Consider the following 23,552-nt stretch of genomic DNA (forward strand, 5'->3'; position numbering starts at 1 on the left):
GACGACACCGAATTGTGTCGAAGCGGACGAGGCGATTTCTCGGACGCCGGAGCATGGCTCGGAGTTAAATGGAATGACGCAGGCGTAATGGATTTCTGCAGCGAGTAAGCCCAACTCAAGGTCCGCCGCCGCCCGCTCCGGTCGCGTCTCAACCGTGCGGGAGGCATAGCGTCGGGGTGCGCGATGATCGAAGCAGTGACAGGGCTCCTTGCGAGGAGAACCGAACCCGCCGATGCCCGATCCGACCCGCCCGAACACATCGATCACGACGAACGTGTCAGCGGTGTCGGGCTCGGAAGACTCCTGGCGGTGGCGGCGTTGACACCATCGCAGGCTGCGCTACTCGTCGCGGATGCGCTCCGTCAGCTCGAACTGGCGCGCGGCGAGGGGCCCTACCCACTCCGCCTCCGGAACGTGACGGTCTCCGACAGTGGACAGCTCACGATCGAGTTCGCGGGCTGTGCGTCCCGGCAAGACACGAGCGAGGAGGTGGCCGAACTTCTCCGAACCATCGCGACGAACTGTCGCGGTTCGGTACTCGCCGACCGGGTGCACGAATCGCTCGCCGAAACAACAGATCTGGATGCGTTGGTGCAACGGGTCCGTCAAGCGATCGCACCCGACGTCGACCCGGCCGAGGAGAGAAGGAAGCGCTGCCAACTTGCCGCGCTCGTCGCGGCCACCACGGGACAGCCGCGTCCTGACAGCCGGGTGGTGGAGGAGCCCACGGGCGTGCAGGACTGGCCGTATGTGGCGGCCGGATCCAGTCTCGCACCGTCAGGCTGGTTCCCGCCGGTCCGGAATCCGTGGCATCGCAAGAGGAAACGACCGTCTCGGCGGCAGGGAGTCCTCGGCCTGATCGCGATCCTGATCCTCGTCGCTGCAGCGTGGATGGCTCCACGGGTCTGGTCGGAGCTGCGCCGGGGATGGGACGCCGTCCTGAATCCCGTGAATCCCGCGGAGCAGAATCAGATTCGGCCCGTGTCGCCTCCACCGGAACCCCCGGCTGATCAGCCCGCGCCGGCGACGACCGATGTCGGCCGGGCGCCGCAGCCCGTCGACGTCGGTGCCCCCGGGAGCGCGGGCCCGATCACCCTCGTCACGGTCACGCGCGCCAACGGGGAGTGCAGGCCCGGGCAAGCGTGCGCGATCCGCGTCGACATTCGCCTCGATCCGGCAGCAGCTGTCGGCGCCGTGACCTGGAGGGTGAACGTGTACGACCTCTGTTCCGGCGAGGTGCGGACGAATGGTGACGTGACGCTGCCCGTTCAGCCCGGGGCACAACAGGTGTACGGCATCGTCCGGACAGATCTGCCGCCAGGCGCCGCGCTCGCCGTCGCGGCACTCACCAGCGCCCCGGCGACGGCCGCGTCCGAGCCGCTGCTGGTGCCCGCCGAGAACGCTCGCTGCTGAGCGCCGGGGGGAGGGGTGGGATGCACGACGGCAAGCACGACGACAAGCATGAATCCGACCCGTGGATCGTCGGTGCGGCGATCGTTCTCGTCGTGCTCGGCCTTCTGAATCTGCTCTCGACAGGCAAGACGGCAGATGCTGTTCGCCACACGCTCTTCGCCGTTGCCGGTCTCGGCATCATGTATGTGGTGTCCCGCCTGCGGATGAGTGATCTCCGGGCCTTCGGTTGGGCAGTGTTCACCACGGCGACGGTGTTGCTGGCGGTTGTGCCCCTCGCGGGGGTCGCGACCAAGGGCGCCCAGCGCTGGCTGGACTTCGGCGTATTCACCGTGCAGCCGTCCGAGCTGGCCAAGCTCGCTCTCGTTCTCGTACCCGCAAGCATGCTCGCGGGTGGGTTCACCCTGGCACGATTCCTCGCGACCTTGGCGATCGTGGGCGTGCCCGTGGCACTCGTTGCACTGCAACCCGACCTGTCGACTGCCGTCGTCCTCGTCGCGACGGCGGGATTCATGCTCATCCTCGCCCGGGTCCCGCTGCTGCCTCTGGTTCCGCTGTTCGTGCTGGGTATCGCGTCGCTTCCGCTGGCGGTGCTCTTCCTCCGCCCCTACCAGCTCGAACGGGTCCACGTGTTCCTGTCGAGCAACGCCGACCCCGCCGGCGCGGGATGGGCCGAGTTGCAAGCGAACATCGCGATCGGCAGCGGTGGCCTGTGGGGGCTGGCGCGCGACCCGATGTACGCGGTGCGGGCCGAGTATCTTCCCGAATCGGAGCACGATCTGGCGTTCGCCAGCCTGGTGTACGGGTGGGGTTTGATCGCCGGCTTGGCTGTCGTGGTGGCAACTTCCGTCATCGTGTGGCGGGCTGCACTCTCCGCGCGAACGGCGCGCACTCGCGAGGCCGCACTCGTCGCGGCCGGAATCGGCGCGTTGTTCGGCATCCACGCGCTGGTGTCGATCGGTCAGAGTCTGTCGCTGTTGCCCCACACCGGCATGCCGATTCCCCTCTTCAGCTACGGGGGCACCGCTGCCATCGTCGGATTCGTCGCCATCGGACTGGTGCTCGCGGTGCGCCGAGACGGCGTCGGGCGACCGCTGTGGGCCGCCGAGCCGCGACGGCGACGCCGCCCACGCGGAATGTCCGCGGGCACCGTGACGATGACCGCGGCACTCGTCGCGATGTCGGTGTTCGCCTGGCAGCTACAACACGACCGGGGTGCGGAATTTCGGGCGATGAGCGACCAGCAGATGATGCGGTGCATCCGCCTGCCCGCAGAGCGCGGACTGATCCTCGACCGCAACGGTGTTCCCTTGGCGGTGAACGTGGCCGAGTACGCCGTTGCGGTGGTCGCCCGGATGTTCGACGAGCACGACGACGACGCTCGGAAACGGTTGGCCGCGCTGCTCGCCCGGTCGCCCGACGAGGTCGCGGCCCTGATCGATGCCGGTGGCGAGGGCGAGTCGCAGGTGGAAGTCGGCCGAGTCGCGCCCGACCAGGCTCGGCGCATCGTGGACGCGCGACTTCCCGGTGTCCTCGTGGTGCCTACCGGCCGCAGGCAGTACCCCTACGGTGCCGTGCTCGCCTCCGTCCTCGGACACGTCGGGGTCGCCGACGCCGACGATATGGAACGCTGGCCGCATCTCGCGCTCGGGTCACGCGTCGGCAAGGCGGGACTCGAGAAGCAGTACGACGCTCTGCTCCGCGGCGGCGACGGCAAACAGTGCATGTATGTCGATCCGTCCGGACAGCCGGTGGCGACCGGCGAACGCGTGGATCCGATACGGGGCCACGATCTGCGCTTGCACCTCGACATCGGCGTGCAGAACCTGGCCACCGACGCGCTCGTGGAGGCGATGCGAACCAGCAAGGGCGACCTCGGTGCCGCCGTCGTGATGGACGCGCGGACGGGAGCCGTGCTGGCCCTCGCCAGTGTCCCGGGGGCCGACAACAACGTCTACGGACCTCCGGCCGACCTCGTCGCCCTCGCGGCGCAGAGCCAGACCCCGGGGCCGAGCCCGTTGGTCAACAACGCCACCCAGACCGCGGTCCCGCCCGGCTCCACGTTCAAGATCGTCGTCGCGGCGACGAATGCCCAATACCCGGTGCTGTCGCCGGACGCGGTGATCGACACCGGCGCCGCCTACACCTACGGCGGCCACACCTTCCGGAACTGGCAACCGATGGGCCCGCACAATCTGCTCCAGGCGATCCAGTGGTCGGACAACGTCTACTTCTACAAGCTCGGTGAACTCCTGGGTCCGGAGAAGATGGCGGACGTCGCGGATCAACTCGGCGTCGGCCGGCGTTCCGGCATAGACCTGCCGGGCGAGGCCGAAGGATTTCTCGGCACCCCGGAGAACGTCGGAAGCATCGGGGCCACCTGGTATCCCGGGTCGACGCTGTTGATGGGTATCGGACAGGGCACCGTCAGCGCGACCCCGATACAGGTGGCGCGCTGGACGTCGGGCATCGCCACCGGCGCGATGGTGACGCCCCAGCTCGCGGCGGCGTACGGGTCGGACTCGGTGCCCATACCGACAGCGGCGCCGCAGCGTCTACCCTTCGCCGACCTGCTCGGTCCAGTCCGGGCAGGGATGCGGGCGTCCGCGTCGGCAGGGACCGCCGGGCAACTCGCGGACCTGCCCGTACCGGCCGGTGCCAAGACCGGTACGGCGGAGGATCCGTCGGCGCCCGGGGAAGGACTCAACGCCTGGTTCTCCGCGGTCGCGCCTTTCGACGACCCCCAGATCCAGGTGTCGGTGCTGATCCGCGGCGGCGGCTTCGGATCGGCGACGGCGGGGCCCGTGGTGAAGAAACTCCTCGAGCACTACTTTCCGCGACCGCCCGTCGTGACGCCGATTCGGTGATCAGGCGCTGTAGGCGGCAACCACCTCAGGGTGCGCCAGACAAGCCGTAGCGCCCTCGGCGACGCAGGTGAGCGGGCGCTCGGCGGTCTTCACCGGGAACCCGAAGGACTCTTCGAGTAGCTGGGACAGCCCGCGTAGCAACGCCCCGCCACCGATGACCAGCAGCCCCTCCGACATCACGTCACCGATCGCTTGGGCGGGGAGGTCGTCCAGGCATTCCGTCAATGTCTGCACGATTCCGGTTGTCGTCGGCCGCAACGCCTCCACGATCTCTTCGGTCTCGAGTGTCACCAGGCGTGCGCGGCCGGTCACGACGTCGCGGCCCTCGACGACGAGCGACTGCCCCTCGGCGGTGTCCGGTTCACCCAGCTTGGCGCGCTCGGCGGTGAGCACGCCGACGACGATCTTGTGCTCTGCCCTCAGGTACTGGTACAGCGCGTTCGTCAATTCGTCGCCCGCGACGCGGCAACTGCGGTGAGAGAGAATGCCACCGAAACAGATGGCGGTGACTTCCGAAGTGCCGCCGCCGATATCGACGACGAGGTGTGCGCGTGGTTCCATCGGGTTGATTCCGCAACCGAGCGCACCTGCCACCGGCTCCGGTACCAACCCCACTTTCCGCAGGCCGGCCTCGTGGCCGACCTCGAGCAACGCCCGACGTTCCAACGGGGTTGCGCCCGCGGGGACCGAGATGACGGCCTTGGGCCGCAGACCGTATCGCCTGGCGGCGGAGACCCGTTTGATGACGGCCGTGACGAATGCCCGCGCCGACTCCAGGTCCACGATCACCCCGTCCCGCATCGGTCGAACCGGCGTGATTCCGATTGGAGTGCGGCCGACGAGACTTCGCGCCTCCGTGCCGATCGCGAGAGCACGGTGCGGATCCTTCGTTCGAACCAGCATGAACGACGGCTCGTTCAGTACGATGCCGTCGTCGGGAGTTCCGACGACAGTGTTGGCAGTTCCGAGATCGATACCAAGTCCACCCACGTCGGCCTCCAGAGGGATTCCAGCGAGATGATCCTGATGTTACGCAGCGGCAGCGTCGTTCGGAAGATATCGCGTGATACCAAAGATTCCCGGAAATGGTCAGGAGGGCCGGGGGTCTTCCTCGGTGCGCCGTCGTGCCCGCTCCCACGGCCAGGTCATCAGGGCCCACACGACGAGAATCAGCGTCGTCGCGGTCAGCAGGTACACCGGCCAGGGACCCAGAACGTCCAGAAGGGTCGCGGTGGCGGGCTTTCTGTTGAGGAAGCCGTAGTTGGTTCCGGCGACGCGGTTGAACGTGAAGGTCGCTGCCGCCCAGACGACCGTGACCAGGACCGTGAACCGGTAGCTGCGCCACCGGGGCCGCATCCCTCGACCCCACGTCAGATAGATGGCCGCCCAGACCACGAGCAGGTGAATCGCCCAGAACGCGAGGAACTGGTAGTGGGGGAAGTCCGGACCGGTCAGAACAGGCGAGATCAACGCCTGGGTGCTCAGCACGAGTCCCCAGTAGTACGTGAGCGCGTAGGCCCACTGCGCCCGGGACCACAGCGCACAGGCCGCCGCCACGGTCGCGAGATCGGTGAGGCGCAGCGGTACCGAACCGCCGATCGTGGGCGGAATCGAGAAATGGACCAGCGTCGCGCCGTATATCGCGGCAGTCAGCACCGCAAGGACGCGGCCCAGGCGCCGGGCCTGCGATTCGGTCTGCCTTCGTCCGAGCCAGACCAGAATCGCGGCCCCGACGGCGAACAGCGCGATCATGGCCCAGTACGACGGGCCGTACGCCGTGAATTCCCTTTGCGAAGAGAACAATCTGGATCAGCTCCGCAGTGTGGTCAGACGAAGTCGAAAACCGGTGGGAGAACGCCGACCATCAAGGCCGCCCACACGCCGAAGACGGGGAGGTAACGGGTCTGCCAGCGTTCGGTGGAGCTGAATCCGCGGCGGCCGCGGAGGAACCCGAGGACGAGATGGGCCGACCAAGTCAGGTTGACGAGGAGGACCAGGTTCATTCCGAGGGCCGCCACCTTGTTCGGGGTGAATCCGAATTCCGCGATTCGAGTGAGCATGGCGAACAGCATCAGCAGGTCGACCGCGAGGGCACTGACGACGAGGACGAATTGGAGGCGGTCGAACAGGTCGGGTGGCAGGTAGGGGTCGCGGGCGGAAATCGCGTACAACAGCAAACCGAGGACGACCACGAGGATGAGATCCATCAGGATCAACAGGTTTCGGTCGACGTCGACGACGCTGCCGGTCGTCGCGAATGCTGTGAGCAGCACCAGCAGCATGAGAGTCGTCAGTGGGGTGAACACGCGGGTGAGGACCGGGGCGATGTTCTCCACCACATTCTGTTTCGCCTCCACGAGCCATGCGGCGACGATGACCGCGCCGGCCGCGCCGAACGGCAGCACCCAGTCCTCGATGAACCACTCGACATTCAGGCCGAGCGCGTTGAACGCGCCGACCGTCAGGCCGATGAGGACGCCGCCGCCGAGGGCGAGGAGGGTCAGGTAGACGACCCACTCGCCGGTGAATCGGATGAAGTCCATCCGCCGCCGGTCCGATCGCCACTGACCCCCGGAATACGCGAGGCCGACGGCGAACCATAGCGCGATCGGTGCGTGGATCGCGGCGATCACCTCGGTGGAGCCGTTCGATGCGAACGGGAAGACGTTCAGCAGAATCGCCGCGAGAGCGAACGGCACCAGCAGTACCGCGGCGAGGCGAGGCGTCACCTGTCGCTTCCAGGCGAAGTATCCGGCGAGGAACGGAAGGACGAACAGACTGACGTTGCGCGCGAGGTCCTGCTCGTCGAGTGTCGCCACGCCGGCCTTGACCGAAAGTGCCGCGCCCACGGCGAGCCCGAGAACGACGAACAGCTCACGTGTGGGGCGAGTGCCATCGCCATCCGACGCGGCCGGCACCAGGACGAGTTGCTTCCACAGCCGATCGGAGTGCTCGCGCGCAAACTCGCGGGAGATGTCGTCGACGTTGCCCATTCGTTTGACCGCGACCAGGAATGCCTCGTCGGCCCTCAGCCCGGCGGCGGACAGATCCGAAATTTGATCGCGTAGATGGTCTTCCATCTCGTCCGTGTCGGCGGCGGATATCGCGTGACGGCGCTCGACGTAGCCCCGCCACTGACCGATCTGCGATTCCAGTTCCTTGTCGGTATCCATCACGACCATCCTTCGGCGGAGGCTGGGGGCAGCTGGACGGAGCGCCACACCTGGCTCAGCGCATCCGCGACGACGTCCCATTGGGCGCGCCGTTCCGCGAGCATCTCCCTGCCCGCAGCGGTGATCGTGTAGTGCTTGCGCCTTCGCCCGCTGTCGGAGGCTCCCCACGACGCCGACACGTATTCCAACCTTTCCAGGCGATGGAGAAGGGGGTACAACATTCCGTCGGTCCACTGAATCCGTCCGCCGGACAAGTCGTTCACTCGCTTCAAGATGGCATACCCGTAGGACTCACCTTCCGCAAGAATTCCGAGGACGAGGGGAGTGGCCGAAGCCGCCACCAGATCCTTCTCGATATGCATAGAACCCCTATCCCTAGATCTACTAGTCATCAAAGTAGCAGATCTGGCCGCAGGTCGGTGGGCGGCTGACGGACGCCGACAGCGACAACCTGGGGTTGACGCTAACCGTGCGTCAACTTAGAGTTGACGCATGGAGAATTCAGACCGTGCGACCCCACCCATCCGGCTCGACGAGCTCATCGACGCGATCAAGAAGGTGCACGCCGAAGCCCCGCTCGAGCAACTCACCGACGCGGTCCTCGCCGCGGAACATCTCGGTGAACTGGCCGACCATCTCATCGGCCACTTCGTCGACCAGGCACGCCGCTCGGGGGCCTCGTGGACCGAGATCGGCAAGAGCATGGGCGTCACCAAGCAGGCCGCCCAGAAGCGGTTCGTCCCCAAGGACCCCGGGCAGGCCTCCGACCTCGATCCGAATCAGGGATTCAGCCGCTTCACTCCGCGCGCACGACAGGTGGTGGTGGGCGCTCAGAACGAGGCCAAGGCCGCACACAATGCCGAGATCCTGCCCCAGCACCTCGTCCTCGGACTCCTGGCCGATCCCGAAGGGCTCGGCGCCCGGGCGATCGCCGCGCAGGGCGTAAAACTGGATTCGGTCCGGCACGCCGCGACCGCGACGCTGCCCCCCGCCGCCGAGGACGTGCCCGCACTCGTCCCCTTCGACGCTCAGTCGCGCAAGGCACTCGAGCTGACGTTTCGTGAGGCACTTCGTCTGGGGCACAACTACATCGGCACCGAGCACATCCTGCTGGCCCTGCTCGAGGTCGAGGACGGCGTCGGTGTGCTCACCGGACTGGGTGTCGACAAAGCTGCCGCCGAAGAGAGCATCGCCGCCGACCTCGCGGCCATCGTCGCCGCCCGCGAGAAGGAGTGACCTCGCCCTCTGCGGTGTTCAGGTGAAGGGCGTCCCGCCGGTGACGCCGAGTACTTCTCCGGTGATGTAGCTGGATTCGTTCGATGCGAGGAATACGTACGGGGGTGCCAGTTCGGCCGGCTGGCCGGGCCTGCCCAGAGGCACGTCGTCTCCGAATTGCCGATAACCGTCGGCGGGCATCGTCGCGGGGATCAACGGCGTCCAGATGGGCCCCGGTGCAACGGCATTGACTCGGATTCCCCGTTTCGCCACATCGGCCGCCAATCCCTTGGTGAAATCGATGATTCCTGCCTTCGTGGTGGCGTAGTCGAGAAGCCCGGGAGACGGATTCATGCCCTGGATCGACGAGGTGTTCACGATCGTCGATCCAGGTTCCATGACCGCGATGGACTTCTTGCACAACCAGAACAGCGCGTAGAGGTTGGTGCGCAGGACGCGGTCGAACTGCTCGGTGGTGATGTCGGCGATACCACCCGTCTGCACCATCTGAAAGGCCGCGTTGTTCACGAGAACGTCGAGACCGCCGAGTTCATGGACCGTAAGGTCCACGAGAGTCTGACAGTGGTCCTCCGACGTGATGTCGCCGGTCGCGACGACGCCTCGCCGTCCGGCCTCTTCCACCAGTCGCACAGTCTCCCGTGCATCCGAATCCTCGGCGTCCAGGCAACTGATCACGACATCGGCACCCTCGCGAGCAAACGCGATCGCCACCGCTCGTCCGATGCCCGAATCCGCTCCGGTGATCAGGGCGCGGCGACCGTCGAGGCGGCCGCTTCCGCGGTAGGACTTCTCGCCGTGATCCGGCGCGGTCACCATGTCGGAGGTCAGTCCCGGGTGCGGAAGCTCCGGTTGGTGTTCGCGATCGGGAGCGGGGTACTGCGTAGTGGGATCCTGCCGGGCGTACTGGTCGGCCATTCTCGTACCCTTCGTCACCTTCTTGTGAATCGGCAAGCAGGACTGAAATGTTCGTCGAATCAGCGAAGTTCTTTCGCCACGCTTACCCCTTCGGGAGCACCCGGAAACCGGGTGCATCCGCTACTGAAGGGTGTTCGTCGACAGGTCAGGGCAGGAGACCGGTGTGCGATAGTGCGGTGTTCGTGCGGAGGCCTTGGGCGTCTTTGCCGGGGGAGACGCCGAACAGGCGACGGTATTCGCGATTGAACTGTGAGGGGCTGTCGTAGCCGACGTGATGCCCGACGCCCGCGACATCACCGGGGTGGGCGACCAGCATCGAGCGGGCTTGTTGGAGTCGAATACGTTTCTGGAACTGCAAGGGGCTCATGGCCGTGACGGATCGAAAGTGCCGGTGAAACGCCGACGCACTCATGCTGGACAGGCGTGCGAGGTCGTCGATCCGCATCGGCTCGGCGTAGTTGTCGCGGATCCAGTGGATCGCCCGGCTGACATGCGACAGGTCGCTGTCGGCCATCCCGATCTGGCGGGTCGTGCTCCCGTGTGGGCCGGTGAGAAGCCGCCAGAGGATCTCCTGCTCGATCAGCGGGGCGAGCACAGGCGCGTCCGCGGGATGGTCGAGCAGTCGCAGCATCCGGGCCGCGGCGCCGAGTAGATCGTCGTCTGCGTCGCCGGTCTCGATCGCCGGCAGGCCGGCGGTGCCCCGGGACCACCGTTCGGTGGGGGCCTGCAGCACCAGTGCGGCGATGGCGGCCGGGCGCAGCACCAGTCCCATGGCCAACGACGGCGCGCCTTCGCTGATGTCGATGTAGTGGCCGGTGACAGGCAAGGTGGCGGTGACGACAAGACATTGCCCCGCCCGGTACTCGTAGACCCGGTCGCCGAGCAGGAGCCGCTTGCCGCCTTGGGTCATGATCACCAGCAGCGGTTCGGTCAGCGAATACTCCGGCGCCGCCGACTCGGCCGTCACTTTCGACAACAACAGCCCATCGATCGGCGTCTGCAGATCCGGCCGGGCATGCACCATGATGCTGCCGCGGATCTCGTCCAGCAGGTCGGGGGAGTTGCGCACAACTCACGAAAGCATCTGGGTAGCAGTCCGGCAACCCGATCGTGGCGACATCGAGAGGATCGTGCAACGACCGGCGGCGATCGATCTACCGCCGCCACTGCAGTTCGCGTTTCGATAGATGTGCACATTCCGATACCCAAGGAGCAGATCATGCGACTCGATCAGTACGTCACACTCGGCCGCTCGGGACTGCGGGTCAGCCCGTTCGCCCTCGGTGCGATGACCTTCGGCGAAGACGCCGGTGGCGCCGGCTGCAGCGTCGAGGAATCCGAGAAGATCCTCGCCACCTACCTCGACCTCGGCGGCAACTTCATCGACACCGCCAACTTCTACACCAACGGCCATTCGGAGAAAATCCTCGGCGATTTCTTCGCCGCCCAGCGGGGTCGCCGCGAGCGCGTGGTGCTGGCCTCGAAGTTCTTCGCGAACCTGTTTCCCGGCGACCCGAACGGCGGCGGTGCGGGCCGAGCGGCCATCATCGCCCAGCTCCACGAGACCCTCCGGCGCCTGCGCACCGACTACGTCGACGTGTACTGGCTGCACAACTGGGACCGCCACACCCCGATCGAGGAAACCCTGCGCACCCTCGACGACCTGGTCCGCGCCGGCAAGATCCGCTACATCGGGATCTCGAACAACCCGGCTTGGGTGACCGCGCAGGCCCAGACCACGGCGCTGTTGCGAGGCTGGACACCGCTGATTGCAATGCAGGTCGAGTACTCCCTGCTCGCCCGCACCGTCGAGGGTGAACTCGCGCCCCTCGCACTCGATCAGGGCATGGCGCTGGTGCCGTGGAGCCCACTGAAGAACGGATTCCTGTCCGGCAAATATCGCCGCGGCGCAGAGGTCACCGACTCCGCCCGCACCGCCTTCGTCGGCGGTCCGAGCGACGCCGAGTTCGTAGTCATCGATGCCGTCGCCGCAATCGCCGACGATCTCGCGACCACCTCGGCTGCCATCGCGCTGGCCTGGCTGCGAGCCCGATCCGGGACCGTCGTGCCCATCCTCGGCGCCCGGCGCGTCGAACACCTCACGGACAACGTCGCCGGGCTGGATGTGACCCTCAGCCCCGAACACCTCCGCACACTCGACGAGGTCTCGGCGCCGACATTGAACTACCCGGCGCCGATGCACGGCGAGCAGCGGGCGATGCTCCAGTTCGCGGGCACCACTGTGGACGGGGAATCGTCCACCGTGTATCCACCGATGCTGCAGAGCGACGTCCGGTACTGACGCCCCAACTTTCAGGTACTTTTGCCAGCGACGGGGGTCGGCGCCCAGCAGGCGGAGTTTCCGCACTTGTCTCGACAACACGGTGTCAGCGACCGTGCATCGTCACCTGCCCGTGCGACGAGGGCCGTCCGCGGAATCCAGGCGGGGATCTCCACTTCGTTCGGATCAGGGTGGGCCAGCGGGGTGTGGACGGTGACCCGGTAGACCGGGCAGATCGAGTTCTCGCGGATGCCGGCCTTCGTGATCGTCCGGCAACGGAAATCGGGGAGTATCAGTGTGATGTCGGCCGGGATGATTCCGAGTTCCGCGTCGACGCGGCGCGTTACCGCTGCCGGTAGTTTCTCGCCGGGGCAGGGGCGACCGGAACAGCTGTTGGTCCAGACTCCGGGCCACGTCGATTTCACCGTGCGCGCCTACCGACCAGGACCTGTCGCTCGAGGTCGATGACGTGTCGCTTCGGCCGCAGTGCCGACCTGGGCGCCTGCCTCGTCGAGCAGCACTACTTCGTCTTCATGCACCGTCATCGGAGCACTTTACTTCTCGAACGGCTCCGTCGCGTCCGGTCCGAATCCGGCCGGGGCGCGGTACCGGGCAGCGCCGGCCGGGAGCGAGATCGACCCCCTAGTTCGCCGGCAATATCCGCCGAACCGCGCGAATCGTGACGGGCGGGCTCGCCGGATGCCATACCTCGCGATCAGAGTAGGACCAGGCATAAGTCGGGCTACCGTCGCAAATGCAGTCGAGTAGCCCCGGCTCGTCGAGTTCGTCGGCTGACCATTCGTATAATTGCTGCAGCCGCGGCCCGATCAGGCCGTAATCCAGCATCTCACCGATGTTGTGCTCCGCGGCGACGTATGCCGCGACGTCGTCCCCGAGGGGATATCGGTCCGGGAGGACCCGTGAAAGGGACAGGAAGATCCCGGTCATCGAGAGACGAGGATCTCCCAGAAGGGGGCCGGCGGGCGCGAGCCGCCCGAGCGCCAGACGCGGCGCCGCGACCAAGGCATGGGCATAGAGAACGCGGAGCAGTACGACGTTGAGGAAGAATCGCTCTGGACGGCTCTCGGTGCAGGCAAGGTCGCGATGGTCCAGATAGGCGGAGGCGATGCTCGCATTGTGGGCCCGATACCACGTGCGTGCGGTCGGATCGGCAACGAACAGCATCCACAGATCGACCGTGTGCGAGGACGGCGTCCCTCCCATTCCGCCGCTCCGGGCGACAGCCTCGCAGCCGTCCCGCAGAAGCCGCTCGTTGACCGCTCGCCACCACGGACTGCCGGGCGGCATCGCACTGAGCGGCGCCAGCACGCCGCGGCCGAGCTGCCAGCGCATGAACGACAAAGCCGCCCGGCGGAACGGCAAGTGCCGGGGTGCGTTGCCGATCGGACCGTGATAGGTCCGGGCGATCAGCTCGTGACGGGCTGCAGGATCGTCACGCACGGCGTGGACCTGACTCAGTGCCCAGTCTGCGGCGGAAAGTCGAGAACTCACGCCCCTATTGTCGGACCCACCGGCCCGAGGAGGAAGTGTGCGATTTCGGTTTCGGCCGACTTGCCGGTTGGCAGCTGATCAGTCGCCGACACAGGGAGCTGTCTCGCGCCGCGTGCCACGCGGACACAGAATGGCAATCCCACCCGGCGGATGCCACCGATGAATATCGTGGGTGCAACAGTGAAGAAGCCCTATGACTGCCTCGATTACGAATGCAGAAGAGCTTTAGCACAGTTCCGTCCTGGAATCAGGGGTCGGCCGGTGGGGGAGTAGCGTAGTGGACGTCGAGGGTTACTCGAATATGCGCGGTCATGCCATGTCGTCCTCGGCGCCCACACCGGCCCGCAGTTGAAGGGCCGAGAACTGGAGCGCCGCCATGGCGTCGAACCCGACTGATGTGTCAAATTTCCTCGCGTCCGAGTCAGCGAGCCCCGCGCCGGCGCTGGAATCGGCGGCGTCGTGCACGGCATGCCCACACAGCGTGGATTCCCACGATGCGCTCGGGATTCGGTTCTGTGCCGTGACCTCGGAGCGAAGCCTCGATCGAAAGTGCATCTGCGCCGCTGAACAGGTGAGTGGACAGCACTACTCCCGGTACTGAAGCGAATGTTCACTCACGGGCGTCCGTTAGATTCGCCGACGGCCTCGCATGACGGCACTATTGTTGTGCCACGTCGTACGTTCGAGTCGAAAGGACGCCCATGGGTGGTGTGCCGTTCCGGTCCCCGTCGACGGGACGCAATGTTCGCGCCGTGTTGTTCGATACCTTTGGCACCGTTGTCGACTGGCGCACCGGTATCGCCGCCGCTGTCGCGGACTTCGCGGCGCGCCATCAGCTCGAGGTGGACGCAGTTGCATTCGCGGACCGGTGGCGCGCCCGTTACCAGCCGTCCATGGACGCCGTCCTTTCCGGTACCCGCGAGTTCGTGACTCTCGATATCTTGCATCGCGAGAACCTTGACTTTTCGCTCCGCGAATCGGGCATCGACCCCGCGAATCACGATGACGGAGAGCTCGACGAGCTCGCGCGGGCCTGGCATGTGCTCACCCCCTGGCCCGACAGCGTGCCGGGTCTTACGGCACTCAAGACCGACTACATCGTCGGCCCGCTCTCGAACGGCAATACCTCACTACTGCTCGACATGGCCAAGAACGCCGGAATCCCGTGGGACGTGATCATCGGCTCCGACATCAACCGAAAATACAAACCTGATCCCCAGGCGTACCTGCGAACAGCACAGTTTCTAGGCCTTCACCCGGGCGAAGTCATGCTCGCCGCCGCACACAACGACGACCTCGACGCCGCTCACGCCACAGGACTGGCCACAGCATTCATTCTCCGGCCCGTCGAACACGGACCTCACCAGACCGATGATCTCGCGCCAACGGGCAGCTGGGATATTTCAGCGACCGACATCATTCATCTCGCAGCGATGCTCCGTGCGGGATCCACAGGGTGATTCGGCATGATCCGAAAATTCCAGTCGTCAGCCACCGACTGTGGCCTGACGAGGCGGCTGGGGTGGAATTGCTTGCCTTGAAATCCGAGCGCCATCACGGTGTACCCGTCGAGTGCCGCGTAGCCGGGTAGAACTTCGTCGTCGACCCAGTTCGGGTTGTCGCGGTCCGTGACTTCGGACAGGACGACGGCGTCTTCCGACGCGAGAGCCGGCGGAAGTGCGAGCTTGTTCGTCGCACTCCGATGGTTCGAATGTCATTGTCTCGACCCCAACAAACCCGCCGTGGTGGGAGCATTAGGGCTAGTGCGGCTGGAATTGGGCCCCGCTGATCCTGATCTTCGCAGTCAAGGGCGGGGCCGACGCTATGCACACCGAACAGCTGTGAGATCTGGATCCGATCGAAGGAGTGTCAGGAAGATGACAACCATGCGGTCTGTCGTTGCCGACACGTTAGGCGAACCATCCGAGGTTCTGCACCTGCAGACCCGCCCGATTCCGGCGCCCGGTCCCGGCGAGGTCCGGATCCGGGTGGCAGCTGTACCTGTCCATGCCAGCGATCTGCATACCATCCGCGGCAGATACGGATTCATCCCGGAGTTCCCCACCGTGCCCGGAATCGAATCCGTCGGTGTGATCGACGAACTCGGTAGCGGCGCAGACGGTCTGACCGTCGGGCAACGTGTCATCACGATCGGAGTCAAGGGCACGTGGCAGGAGTATGTCGTTGCCGATGCCGAGCGGATCTTGCCTGTTCCCGTCGGCATGAGCAATTCCACGGCCGCCCAGATTCTCGCCAATCCGCTCACCGCCGTGATCTTGACCGGTGATGAACTCGATGTTCGACCGGGTGAATGGCTCCTGCAGACGGCGGCCGGTTCAACCGTGGGCCAGTCGGTCATCCAACTCGGAGCGCACGTCGGCTTCAAGACCCTCAACGTGGTCCGCCGTCGATCTGCTGTCGAGGACATCCTCGCATTGGGGGGCACCGCGGTGATCTGCACGGAGGATGAGGACCTGCGCGAACGGATTGCCGGCATAGCCGGCCACGACGGCGTGTCCAAGGCGATCGACTGTGTCAGCGGTCAGGTCGGTGCGGACGTGTCGCGTGCGCTGGCACCGCACGGTGAGCTGGTCGTCTACGGTGCGCTGTCCACGCACCGCCAAACCGATGCCGACAAACTCACCATCCCCATCTCCGCGCGCTCACTGATCTACGAAACCAAGACCGTTCGGGGGTTCTGGCTGTTCCGCTGGTTCACCGAGACCCCGAAGGATCGGATGGCCGCAGCGATCGACCGGACACTTCAGCTCGCCGACAGCGGAGCGCTGCGCGTGCCCGAGGGCCAGTCGATCCCCGTCGAAAAGTTCAGCGAAGCCGTGTATTTGGCCGAAGCTCCCGCACACGGGGGCAAACCGCTGCTGGTATTCGAACCGTAGAAGGCAGATATTTCCGACAAACCCGCGCCGACGGCCGAAGAGAAGATCGCCGATGCCGTCCGTGCCGACCTTGCCTCTGCTGGACCGCGCCGGTCCCGAACGACGTACGACTCGATGCGCAGCGCCTTGCCGTGCGAGCCTGTGACGTCCAAGCCGTTGCGGGTAGGACCGCGCCCTCAATGCGCTCGTTGGTGATTCGTGCCGGGGCGTTGGACGTCGGGATGAAGTCGAACTTGGGCACCTTGCCACTCGCGAACTCGATACCGGCGCGCCAGGACGTGATGCCGGCGATTTCGACATCGTTCGGATTCGCGAGGAGCAGGAACCGCGCGGCCTGAGTGCTGCCGTAGCCGTGTTCGGCGATGGGCCTAGTCGTCCAGCCCCAGGCCGCTGCTCGGCGCGTCAAGTTTGATGCTGAGGACCATCTGTTCTCGGTTGTCGAGTAGATCGATCTGAGCACCCGGGGGCGCGTCCTCCCGTCGCGGCGAGGAAGTGTTGGCCCCGGCAGGCAGCCATATCAACGTCAGGTCCGGTCGCGTGTCCCACTTCGTGTCAGGTAGTCCTTGACGTTCCGGTCAACGCCTGTCAGGCTATCCCTGACATATGGGAGGTTGGCATGGAACTTGTCGAACGCGCCGTCAGTGCGGATATCGACGCCGCTGCGCGCGCGGTGATAACGGCGGCGGCCGCCGAGGCAAGCCGTCACGCCGACGAAATCATCGGCACCGGGCCGCTTCCTGGCACGGCGGAATGGGACGCCGAGCAGGGCACGGACATTCCCGACCAGCGCACCCTGGCCTGGCATCTACTGAGTCTTCGCATACAGCTCGCCGCCGGGCTGGACGGCATCGAAACCGTTCTAGGCCTGCGCTTTCAGGGAGCGACGTGGGCAACCATCGGCAAGGCCGCCGGGATGACCCGTCAGTCCGCGCACGAGCGATGGGGTTCCCGCACCTCCGCCCTGCTCGACCCGAAGGGGACCGGCCTTCCCAAGACCGTTGCTGACGACGATCCGAGCTGAATTGGGCGGCGATTGACGATGGCCTACGGACTCGATCGACTTCGTCACCGTCGACGAAGCCCCAACTGAATGGCGTCGCTCGCCGGACGACCCATGGGCGCCCATCTGAGCGCGAGGAGGCCTTTCCGTGGGGGGAGGGCCGGGTCCGTCAGTCCCGGTACTCCGGGGCCGGCGGTCCGGGTGCCGGGCCGAGCGACGACAGCCACCGATCGTAGAGGGCAGTCCAGGTTCCGTCTGTGCGCAGCCGTTCCAATGTGCCGTTGACGAACCGGACGAGGTCGTCGTTTCCGGGAGCGAGGGCGATGCCGTACTGGGCGGAATCGGTTTCGGGACCGACGATTTCGAGATTCGGATCCTGGGCGACGAGGCCGGCGAGGACCGCGGCGCCTGCGACCGCGTCGACCTGCCGCTGCTGGATGGCCATGAGGCAGTCGTCCCAGTCGGGTACTGCGAGGATCGTGGCTTTGGGGGCGATACGCGACAGCGCCGCCACCGACGCCGGGTCGTGGTGGGTGCAGACTCGTCGCCGGGCAAGGTCGGCCGGACCGGAGATACCCGACCCGTCCCGGACCACGAGCCGGCGGGACGCCTCGAGATACACCGTGGAGAACGCCAAGTCCTGGGGACCGTCACAGGGGAGGGCCACCGGACGCACGACCATGTCCGCGTCGCCGTGGGCGAGCATCTCGGCGCCGTCATCGTTTCCGAGCGGCCGGAACTCGACCTTGGCGGGATCGCCGAGCAGATCACGTGCGACCTCCCGCGCGAGGTCGACACCGAATCCGGTGAGGGTGCCGGTGGTCGGGTCACGGAAACTGAACAGGTTGGTGTTCTGGTCGACCGCGACGACTACCGTGCCGCGGGCACGGATATCGCCGAGAGTGCCGCCGAGGCTCGGAGTCCCCGGACGGAGGCTGGCCTGTGCTGCACATGCCGACGGCTCCGTGGCCGGTGGCGGCGCTTCGGATGGTGCGATGAGCTGGGCGCCTGCCGACAGGGGGAACTCCGTGAAATCCCCGGAGAATCTCGGGGTGGGTGCATCGGGGGCGCCGCAGCCGGCAAGCAGGACAGCTCCGAACGCGAGGCTGCCGAGCAGCCGGGCGGAGCGCGGTCGCCGTTGCGGGTGTCGTCGCACCATCAGTGGTACTCACTCACTCTGGGCTCGATCCCCGCGACGACGGCGAGCGCTGCGGAAACGGCGAGCACGATGCCGCCCACGGCGAGCGCCACCATCGTGCGGTACGACTCCCGCATCGCGTCGAGTTCCTCGGTGCGCAGAGCGGTGATCGCGTCTTCGAGCGATTCGTCGAGGGCCCGGAACTGGGCCGTCGATGCCGTCGATCCCGGACCGACGGCGACGTCCGCCGCACCCTGGTAGTCGCCGTCTGCGAGCTTCTGCTGCAGATCCCGGTGCGCGCTCAGCCATCCGTCGAACGCGGCGGACGCATCGTCGATCGTCGGTGCGACGACGGTGTTCCGCGACGCGTCCGAATTCAGAATCGCGGTCAGTGCGTCCGTGTGCCGGGCGTAGTCGCTCCCCGCCGGATCGAAACCCGGCCGGAGCAGTCCGAGCGTCTCGTCGGCGCGGGCCTGCTGGGCGAGGATCCTCGCCTTCGTGACCGCCGCGAGGGGTTCGGCGCCGTCGATCCGTGCGCGTTCGCTCGCCGACGTCGACAACAGCCCGGCGACCACGATCCATACGACGAGAGCAGCCAGCAGGACCGTCGCGCACGCGAGGCCGGGATTGACCCGGCGGCGGCTTCGATGCGCCACGTACGCGTGCGCGACGGCGAGCACGACGACCCCGGCAGACGCGACCACTATGGCGGTGGCGGGCAGTCGGGCAGTGTGGGACTGCGTGTCGGCGACGGCGCGGGCCTGGTCGTTGTAGAGGCGTTCGGCCAAGGGCAGGATGGTGTCCTGCATCAGAGCTGAAGCGGTTCCGAGATACGCCACCCCGACCGGATTTCCCGCAGAGTCGTTGGACCGTGCCGTCGCCACCAGGTCCGTGTACACGGCGACGTGCCGCGACATCTCGGTGAGCAGTCGCAGCGATTCCACGTCGCCGGAGGTGACGCCGTACGACGCGGTGACGAGTGCATTCGACGCGTCGCCGATCGCCTGGTTGTACCGGTCGCGCACCGCCAGCGGCTCGATGGCACCCGCGATGAACGACGACGTCGCTGCCGCATCGGCGATCGACAACGAGCTGAACAGATTCTGCGCGTCGTCCGCCAGCGGTTCGGTGTGGGCGCGAAGGGTTTCCATGCGCTGTTGCCGCGCGGCGACGACGGCAGACGTCACGAGACCGGCCGTCAGCGCCACCGCGACGAGGACGGCGGCGAGGAGGGACAGGCGTCCGGGCGTCGACGCGAGGAATTCGCGCCAGGGGCGACGGCGGACCTCGGGTTCGACGAGCAGGGATTCGTTCAGAAGATGCTCGTCGGCCGGCGAAGTATCACGATCTCCGCTGGATACGGCGCCGTGGTCCTGGTGGAACACCCTCTCCTCCTCATCCCTGCACTCAGTGTGCGCCGATCACGGTCGGAAAACACCGAAAGCATCGACGCACACGAGTAGCGGGCCTCGCCCGTGGGTACCTCCAGACTGGGCACGATCAGGCTGGAGGTCCTCGGCTCATGAAGGCAGGCTCATGAAGACAAGGGTGCGAGCGCTCTGCGTCGCGGCCTCGGTCGCAGCGGTAGTGCTCGGGGCCTGCGCGGCCCCCGCGCCGCGGGGCGACGACGCAGCGGAGAAGGTCTTCTTTCTCTTGCCGAACACGACGACCACCCGATTCGTGGAGCGAGACGAACCCTTGTTCACCGACTTCCTCGAGCTGTTCGCGCCGGAGGCGACGGTCACCGTCCGCAACGCCGAGGGCGATCCCGCACGTCAGCAGAGCCAGGTCGAGTCGGCGATCGCGGAGGGTGCGTCCGTGCTCGTGCTGATCTCCACGGACGCGAGATTCTCGGGTGGAGCCTTGACCGCTGCCGCCGAGGCAAACGTTCCCGTGGTGCTCTACGACCACGACGCGGTCGGTGGACCGGCGGACGTTCAGGTGATCTTCGATCCACTCGAGGTCGGCAGACGGCAGGGGAGCCGCGCCGCGGATCTGATCGCCGCGATGCCCGGCGACGGTGTGAAGATCGCCCGGGTGGAGGGAAACCTCGGCGAATACGGAACCCGTCAATTTCGGGTCGGTCAGGACGAATATCTGCAGCCGCTCGCCGACAGCGGCAAGATCCGTGTCGTCTGCGAGACCGCGATCGACGACTGGGATCCGGCCGAAGGTCAGGCATTCGCCGAGGAATGCCTGACCCGTGAGAACAACGACATCGCGCTGTTCGTCACCATGAACGACGACCTGGGAGGCGGAATCGTCGCGGCACTGGCCGGCCGCGGGCTCGCCGGGCGGATCCCGGTCACCGGGGGACAGGACGCCAATCTCGCTGCGCTGCAACTGATCGCACAGGGCGCTCTCGACAACACGATCTTCAAGAATCTGTCCGACCAGGCGAAGGTCGCCGCGCAGCTGACCACGTCGATCCTGCACGGCGAAGGCATTCCGGAGGAGATGATCAACGGCACGATCGACAATCAGTACATGGCCGTGCCGACGGTGTTCCTGCCCGTGCAGAACATCACGAAGGACAACCTCAACGTCGTGGTCAACTCCGGCTTCTACACGTGGCAGCAGATCTGCGCACCGGACCCGGCATCCGCGGTGTGCGGGGACCACACCTGAGCCGTCGGCGAGGTTCAGCTCAGGGGCGCGATGACACCGCGGTCGCCGATTTCGGCCCGGACGTCGATCACCCGCCCCGCCAGCAACCAGCCCGACGGTCCGCGTCGCCACTCGTCCAGGTACTCGCCGAGGCATTCGTACGTCGCGCCGGCGCGGTCGCCGAGGCCGACGTGAAATGCCCGGAAGTAGGACCGAGTGCGCGCCGCCTCACCGTCGACGTCGATGCGAATGTTGCCGAGCAGGTGTTGGGTGGCGCCGCAGACGTCGAGGTGGGAGCGGACGCGGACGACCACGTCCGCCGGCCCGGTTCGCCCGTAGGCCACGACATCTTCGGTGAGCGTCGCCGCGAACCCCGGCCAGTCCTTCGTGTCGAGCAGGACGGCAACGACGTGCAGGCGGTCGGTGATCTGGACGCGGTCGGGAACGGACTCGGGCATGGCTCGATCTTCCTCGGAGGACCGGCCGCGTCGGCCCCGGGATCCCGCTGATCGAGACTGTCGCGTCGGCGCAATACCGTTGGGCTGCGGGTCGGTGCCGAGGTGGTGTCGCATACGGTGGCAGTGGCTCGCCGAGCGGCCCGGATCGAGGAGGAATCGGTAATGAGTGCACGTACACCGAAGCAGCGCATCCCCAGCCAATGGGAGGAGATCACATCGGCGGACCCGGGGCACTCGATGTGGTACGTCGAGCGGTTCCGCGCGATGGCGGCGCAGGGCAAGGACATCGTGGGGGAGGCGCGCCTGGTCGATGCGATGCTCGGCCGCGGCGGCCGGGTCCTCGACGCGGGATGCGGACCGGGCCGTCTCGGTGGCTATTTGCACGATGCCGGTCATGTCGTGGTGGGTGTCGATGTGGATCCTGTGCTCATCGGCGTGGCAGAGGAGGATCACCCCGGTCCGACGTGGCTGGTCGGTGATCTCGCGGAGTTGGATCTGCCGGCCCGCGGGGTAGCAGCCGATTTCGAGGTCATCGTCTGTGCGGGCAACGTGATGACTTTCCTGGCGCCGTCGACCCGGGAGTCGGTGCTGGCGGGATTCGCCGCTCATCTCGGCCCGACCGGCCGAGTGGTTGTGGGGTTCGGTGCCGACCGGGGCTACGAGTTCCCGCAATTTCTCGCGGACGCTCAGGCAGGCGGCCTGACGGCGGATCTGCTGTTCTCGACGTGGGATCTGCGCCCGTTCACCGAGGATTCCGACTTTCTGGTGGCGGTGTTTTCGCGCGCGCACTGACCACCCCTCCGTTGAGTGACAGGAGCACGGTGAGGGCAGCGGTTGCGTCGAGCAGGGCTCGGGAGCGCGCTGTGATCGCCCGGTCGCGGGCAGCGAGCGCGGCGCCGATATCACCCGAGCCGGGTGTGTGCCTGAGTTGTGTCATGACCGCGCGGAGAGGTGCGATGCGGTAACCGGCTCTGCGTAGCTGATGCACGACGCGAGCGTCGCGGACCTGGGTAGGGGAGTATCGGCGCGCGCCCGTGGGTGTGTCCCGGTCCGGTACGACGAGTCCCTCTGTGTCCCAATGCCGCAACGTGGAGGGGCGGACGCCGAGGGCGATCCCTAGTTCGCTCACGCTCATCCAGTCCGAGGCCTGCACGTCGTGGATCGGCTCGGTCGAGGTCACATCGGCGGCCTGCTTCGCCAGCGCGAGTTCGGTTCGTTCCGCGTGGAGTCGGGCGTGTGCGGCATCGAGGAGGGCGACCGTTGTGGCGGCCGCGGACGTGTGCACGCTGCGCACGATGTGTTTGGCTTCGACCGGGCCGGCGCCGATGGCGAGTTCCCGGTAGGCGAGCGCGGACTGCACATGCACGTCGGTGTACATCCGGTAGCCGGTGGCTGTGCGGATCGCGGGTGGCAGCACCCCGTCGCGTTCGAGGTTGCGTACGTGCTGCACGGAGCACCCGGCACGCCTGGCGACATCGACGGTCCGCAGATTACGCGAGTGGAGACTTGGCACCGTTTTTCTCCTACGTTTGCTCTTCGAGGTCTCCACTTGGACTTTAATGAAACGCTGGAAGCTATGACCATGGACGACATCATCGACTTCGTCGAAGGCCTCGGCGACGTTCTGACGCTCAGCCCTGCCCCCGGAGACGGTTCGCCGGAGATCAGCTGGGGTGACACCTTCTTCTACTACTCACCTGATCGAATCGTTCCCGAGAGAACCCAGCCCTTCGCCACGATCGTCACCAAGAACTACCCTGGCGACAAAAGCTCGGGTCTGGACCGCGAAGGTGCGTTCCGGGTGAACATCCATGCCGGGAAGGAGGCGTACATCGAGGCAACCGGCCGCGCACCGCGAGAACAGGGCGTCGCCGGCGTCGACGCCGGTGCGCCCGACACCGTCATCGCGCATCCCGTCTATGGCTCCCTGGCCTGGCTGGCGGTCATCGACCCTGGCGCACGCACCGGCGAAGTCGCTCGCGGGTTGCTGCGCAGGGCGCACACGCTGGCTCGCTTGCGCTATGAGCGACGAGCGGAGTCCACCCCACGCTGATACGA

At 66.5% G+C, this 23,552-nt stretch carries 23 protein-coding genes; 11 read left to right on the forward strand and 12 right to left on the reverse strand.

The window, feature by feature from the left end; translation table 11 throughout:
- Positions 1-183 precede the first annotated feature (183 nt).
- Positions 184-1,413 carry a hypothetical protein gene (locus ACFVJ3_RS37570; RefSeq protein WP_378456879.1) on the forward strand — a complete coding sequence of 410 codons (1,230 nt, stop codon included), beginning with the start codon at positions 184-186 and terminating at the stop codon, positions 1,411-1,413.
- A gap of 20 nt (positions 1,414-1,433) precedes the next feature.
- A complete protein-coding gene (locus tag ACFVJ3_RS37575; protein ID WP_378456880.1) occupies positions 1,434-4,277 on the forward strand; it encodes an FtsW/RodA/SpoVE family cell cycle protein in 2,844 nt (947 codons plus the stop codon).
- On the opposite strand, the gene ACFVJ3_RS37580 is transcribed toward ACFVJ3_RS37575, so the two are convergent.
- The 4 genes from ACFVJ3_RS37580 to ACFVJ3_RS37595 all read right to left on the reverse strand — a co-directional run bounded on the left by ACFVJ3_RS37580 (position 4,278) and on the right by ACFVJ3_RS37595 (position 7,812).
- Positions 4,278-5,267: a rod shape-determining protein gene (locus tag ACFVJ3_RS37580; RefSeq protein ID WP_378456881.1), complete on the reverse strand. Its 990-nt coding sequence runs from the start codon at positions 5,265-5,267 to the stop codon at positions 4,278-4,280.
- Positions 5,268-5,366: 99 nt separating this feature from the next.
- Positions 5,367-6,080, reverse strand: coding sequence for a TIGR02206 family membrane protein (locus ACFVJ3_RS37585; protein WP_378456882.1), 714 nt, complete (start codon positions 6,078-6,080; stop codon positions 5,367-5,369).
- Positions 6,081-6,103: 23 nt separating this feature from the next.
- Positions 6,104-7,450: a permease prefix domain 1-containing protein gene (locus ACFVJ3_RS37590; protein ID WP_378456883.1), complete on the reverse strand. Its 1,347-nt coding sequence runs from the start codon at positions 7,448-7,450 to the stop codon at positions 6,104-6,106.
- Positions 7,450-7,812 carry a PadR family transcriptional regulator gene (locus ACFVJ3_RS37595; protein WP_005246523.1) on the reverse strand — a complete coding sequence of 121 codons (363 nt, stop codon included), beginning with the start codon at positions 7,810-7,812 and terminating at the stop codon, positions 7,450-7,452. Before ACFVJ3_RS37595 ends, ACFVJ3_RS37590 begins: the two co-directional genes overlap by 1 nt.
- A 130-nt stretch (positions 7,813-7,942) precedes the next feature.
- Between ACFVJ3_RS37595 and ACFVJ3_RS37600 the strand changes: the two genes are divergently transcribed.
- Positions 7,943-8,686 (forward strand): Clp protease N-terminal domain-containing protein, encoded by a 744-nt coding sequence (locus ACFVJ3_RS37600; RefSeq protein WP_378456884.1) that lies wholly within the window; start codon positions 7,943-7,945, stop codon positions 8,684-8,686.
- Positions 8,687-8,704: 18 nt separating this feature from the next.
- On the opposite strand, the gene ACFVJ3_RS37605 is transcribed toward ACFVJ3_RS37600, so the two are convergent.
- Both ACFVJ3_RS37605 and ACFVJ3_RS37610 read right to left on the reverse strand, forming a co-directional pair.
- Entirely contained in the window at positions 8,705-9,601 is an 897-nt protein-coding gene (locus ACFVJ3_RS37605) for an SDR family oxidoreductase (RefSeq protein WP_378456885.1), read from the reverse strand.
- A 145-nt stretch (positions 9,602-9,746) separates the two neighbouring features.
- Positions 9,747-10,670 (reverse strand): AraC family transcriptional regulator N-terminal domain-containing protein, encoded by a 924-nt coding sequence (locus ACFVJ3_RS37610; protein WP_378456886.1) that lies wholly within the window; start codon positions 10,668-10,670, stop codon positions 9,747-9,749.
- A gap of 150 nt (positions 10,671-10,820) precedes the next feature.
- On the opposite strand from ACFVJ3_RS37610, the gene ACFVJ3_RS37615 reads away from it, so the two are divergent.
- On the forward strand, positions 10,821-11,903 hold the full coding sequence (locus ACFVJ3_RS37615) for an aldo/keto reductase (RefSeq protein ID WP_378456887.1): 1,083 nt from the start codon (positions 10,821-10,823) through the stop codon (positions 11,901-11,903).
- Between the two features lie 11 nt (positions 11,904-11,914).
- On the opposite strand, the gene ACFVJ3_RS37620 is transcribed toward ACFVJ3_RS37615, so the two are convergent.
- Positions 11,915-12,307 (reverse strand): NUDIX domain-containing protein, encoded by a 393-nt coding sequence (locus ACFVJ3_RS37620; protein ID WP_378456888.1) that lies wholly within the window; start codon positions 12,305-12,307, stop codon positions 11,915-11,917.
- A 217-nt stretch (positions 12,308-12,524) separates the two neighbouring features.
- A complete protein-coding gene (locus ACFVJ3_RS37625; protein WP_378456889.1) occupies positions 12,525-13,394 on the reverse strand; it encodes a hypothetical protein in 870 nt (289 codons plus the stop codon).
- Between the two features lie 376 nt (positions 13,395-13,770).
- On the opposite strand from ACFVJ3_RS37625, the gene ACFVJ3_RS37630 reads away from it, so the two are divergent.
- The 4 genes from ACFVJ3_RS37630 (at position 13,771) to ACFVJ3_RS37645 (ending at position 17,312) form a co-directional block, all read left to right on the forward strand.
- A complete protein-coding gene (locus tag ACFVJ3_RS37630) occupies positions 13,771-13,995 on the forward strand; it encodes an RGCVC family protein (RefSeq protein WP_378456890.1) in 225 nt (74 codons plus the stop codon).
- Positions 13,996-14,095: 100 nt separating this feature from the next.
- Entirely contained in the window at positions 14,096-14,854 is a 759-nt protein-coding gene (locus tag ACFVJ3_RS37635) for a haloacid dehalogenase type II (RefSeq protein WP_378456891.1), read from the forward strand.
- A gap of 417 nt (positions 14,855-15,271) precedes the next feature.
- Complete coding sequence (locus ACFVJ3_RS37640; protein ID WP_378456892.1) at positions 15,272-16,291, forward strand: zinc-dependent alcohol dehydrogenase family protein; 1,020 nt, start codon at positions 15,272-15,274, stop codon at positions 16,289-16,291.
- A 616-nt stretch (positions 16,292-16,907) separates the two neighbouring features.
- On the forward strand, positions 16,908-17,312 hold the full coding sequence (locus ACFVJ3_RS37645; RefSeq protein ID WP_378456893.1) for a hypothetical protein: 405 nt from the start codon (positions 16,908-16,910) through the stop codon (positions 17,310-17,312).
- A 148-nt stretch (positions 17,313-17,460) separates the two neighbouring features.
- Here ACFVJ3_RS37645 and ACFVJ3_RS37650 read toward each other — a convergent pair whose 3' ends face one another.
- Complete coding sequence (locus tag ACFVJ3_RS37650; RefSeq protein WP_378456894.1) at positions 17,461-18,450, reverse strand: glutamate ABC transporter substrate-binding protein; 990 nt, start codon at positions 18,448-18,450, stop codon at positions 17,461-17,463.
- A complete protein-coding gene (locus ACFVJ3_RS37655) occupies positions 18,450-19,814 on the reverse strand; it encodes a hypothetical protein (RefSeq protein WP_378456895.1) in 1,365 nt (454 codons plus the stop codon). The genes ACFVJ3_RS37650 and ACFVJ3_RS37655 overlap by 1 nt, the downstream gene beginning before the upstream one ends.
- A gap of 151 nt (positions 19,815-19,965) precedes the next feature.
- Between ACFVJ3_RS37655 and ACFVJ3_RS37660 the strand changes: the two genes are divergently transcribed.
- Positions 19,966-21,057, forward strand: coding sequence for a substrate-binding domain-containing protein (locus ACFVJ3_RS37660; protein WP_378456896.1), 1,092 nt, complete (start codon positions 19,966-19,968; stop codon positions 21,055-21,057).
- A gap of 14 nt (positions 21,058-21,071) precedes the next feature.
- Here ACFVJ3_RS37660 and ACFVJ3_RS37665 read toward each other — a convergent pair whose 3' ends face one another.
- The gene (locus tag ACFVJ3_RS37665; RefSeq protein ID WP_378456897.1) at positions 21,072-21,494 is read right to left on the reverse strand and encodes a nuclear transport factor 2 family protein; all 423 of its coding nucleotides are present in this window, start codon (positions 21,492-21,494) and stop codon (positions 21,072-21,074) included.
- Positions 21,495-21,656: 162 nt separating this feature from the next.
- Between ACFVJ3_RS37665 and ACFVJ3_RS37670 the strand changes: the two genes are divergently transcribed.
- The gene (locus ACFVJ3_RS37670; RefSeq protein WP_378456898.1) at positions 21,657-22,286 is read left to right on the forward strand and encodes a class I SAM-dependent methyltransferase; all 630 of its coding nucleotides are present in this window, start codon (positions 21,657-21,659) and stop codon (positions 22,284-22,286) included.
- On the opposite strand, the gene ACFVJ3_RS37675 is transcribed toward ACFVJ3_RS37670, so the two are convergent.
- On the reverse strand, positions 22,237-23,007 hold the full coding sequence (locus ACFVJ3_RS37675; protein ID WP_378456899.1) for a TioE family transcriptional regulator: 771 nt from the start codon (positions 23,005-23,007) through the stop codon (positions 22,237-22,239). The two genes, ACFVJ3_RS37670 and ACFVJ3_RS37675, sit on opposite strands and share 50 nt — an antisense overlap.
- Before the next feature lie 63 nt (positions 23,008-23,070).
- On the opposite strand from ACFVJ3_RS37675, the gene ACFVJ3_RS37680 reads away from it, so the two are divergent.
- Positions 23,071-23,547 (forward strand): DUF6194 family protein, encoded by a 477-nt coding sequence (locus ACFVJ3_RS37680; protein WP_378456900.1) that lies wholly within the window; start codon positions 23,071-23,073, stop codon positions 23,545-23,547.
- The last annotated feature ends 5 nt before the right edge of the window (positions 23,548-23,552 follow it).

This window comes from Rhodococcus sp. NPDC127593, from assembly GCF_042671975.1.
Classification (GTDB): domain Bacteria; phylum Actinomycetota; class Actinomycetes; order Mycobacteriales; family Mycobacteriaceae; genus Rhodococcus_F.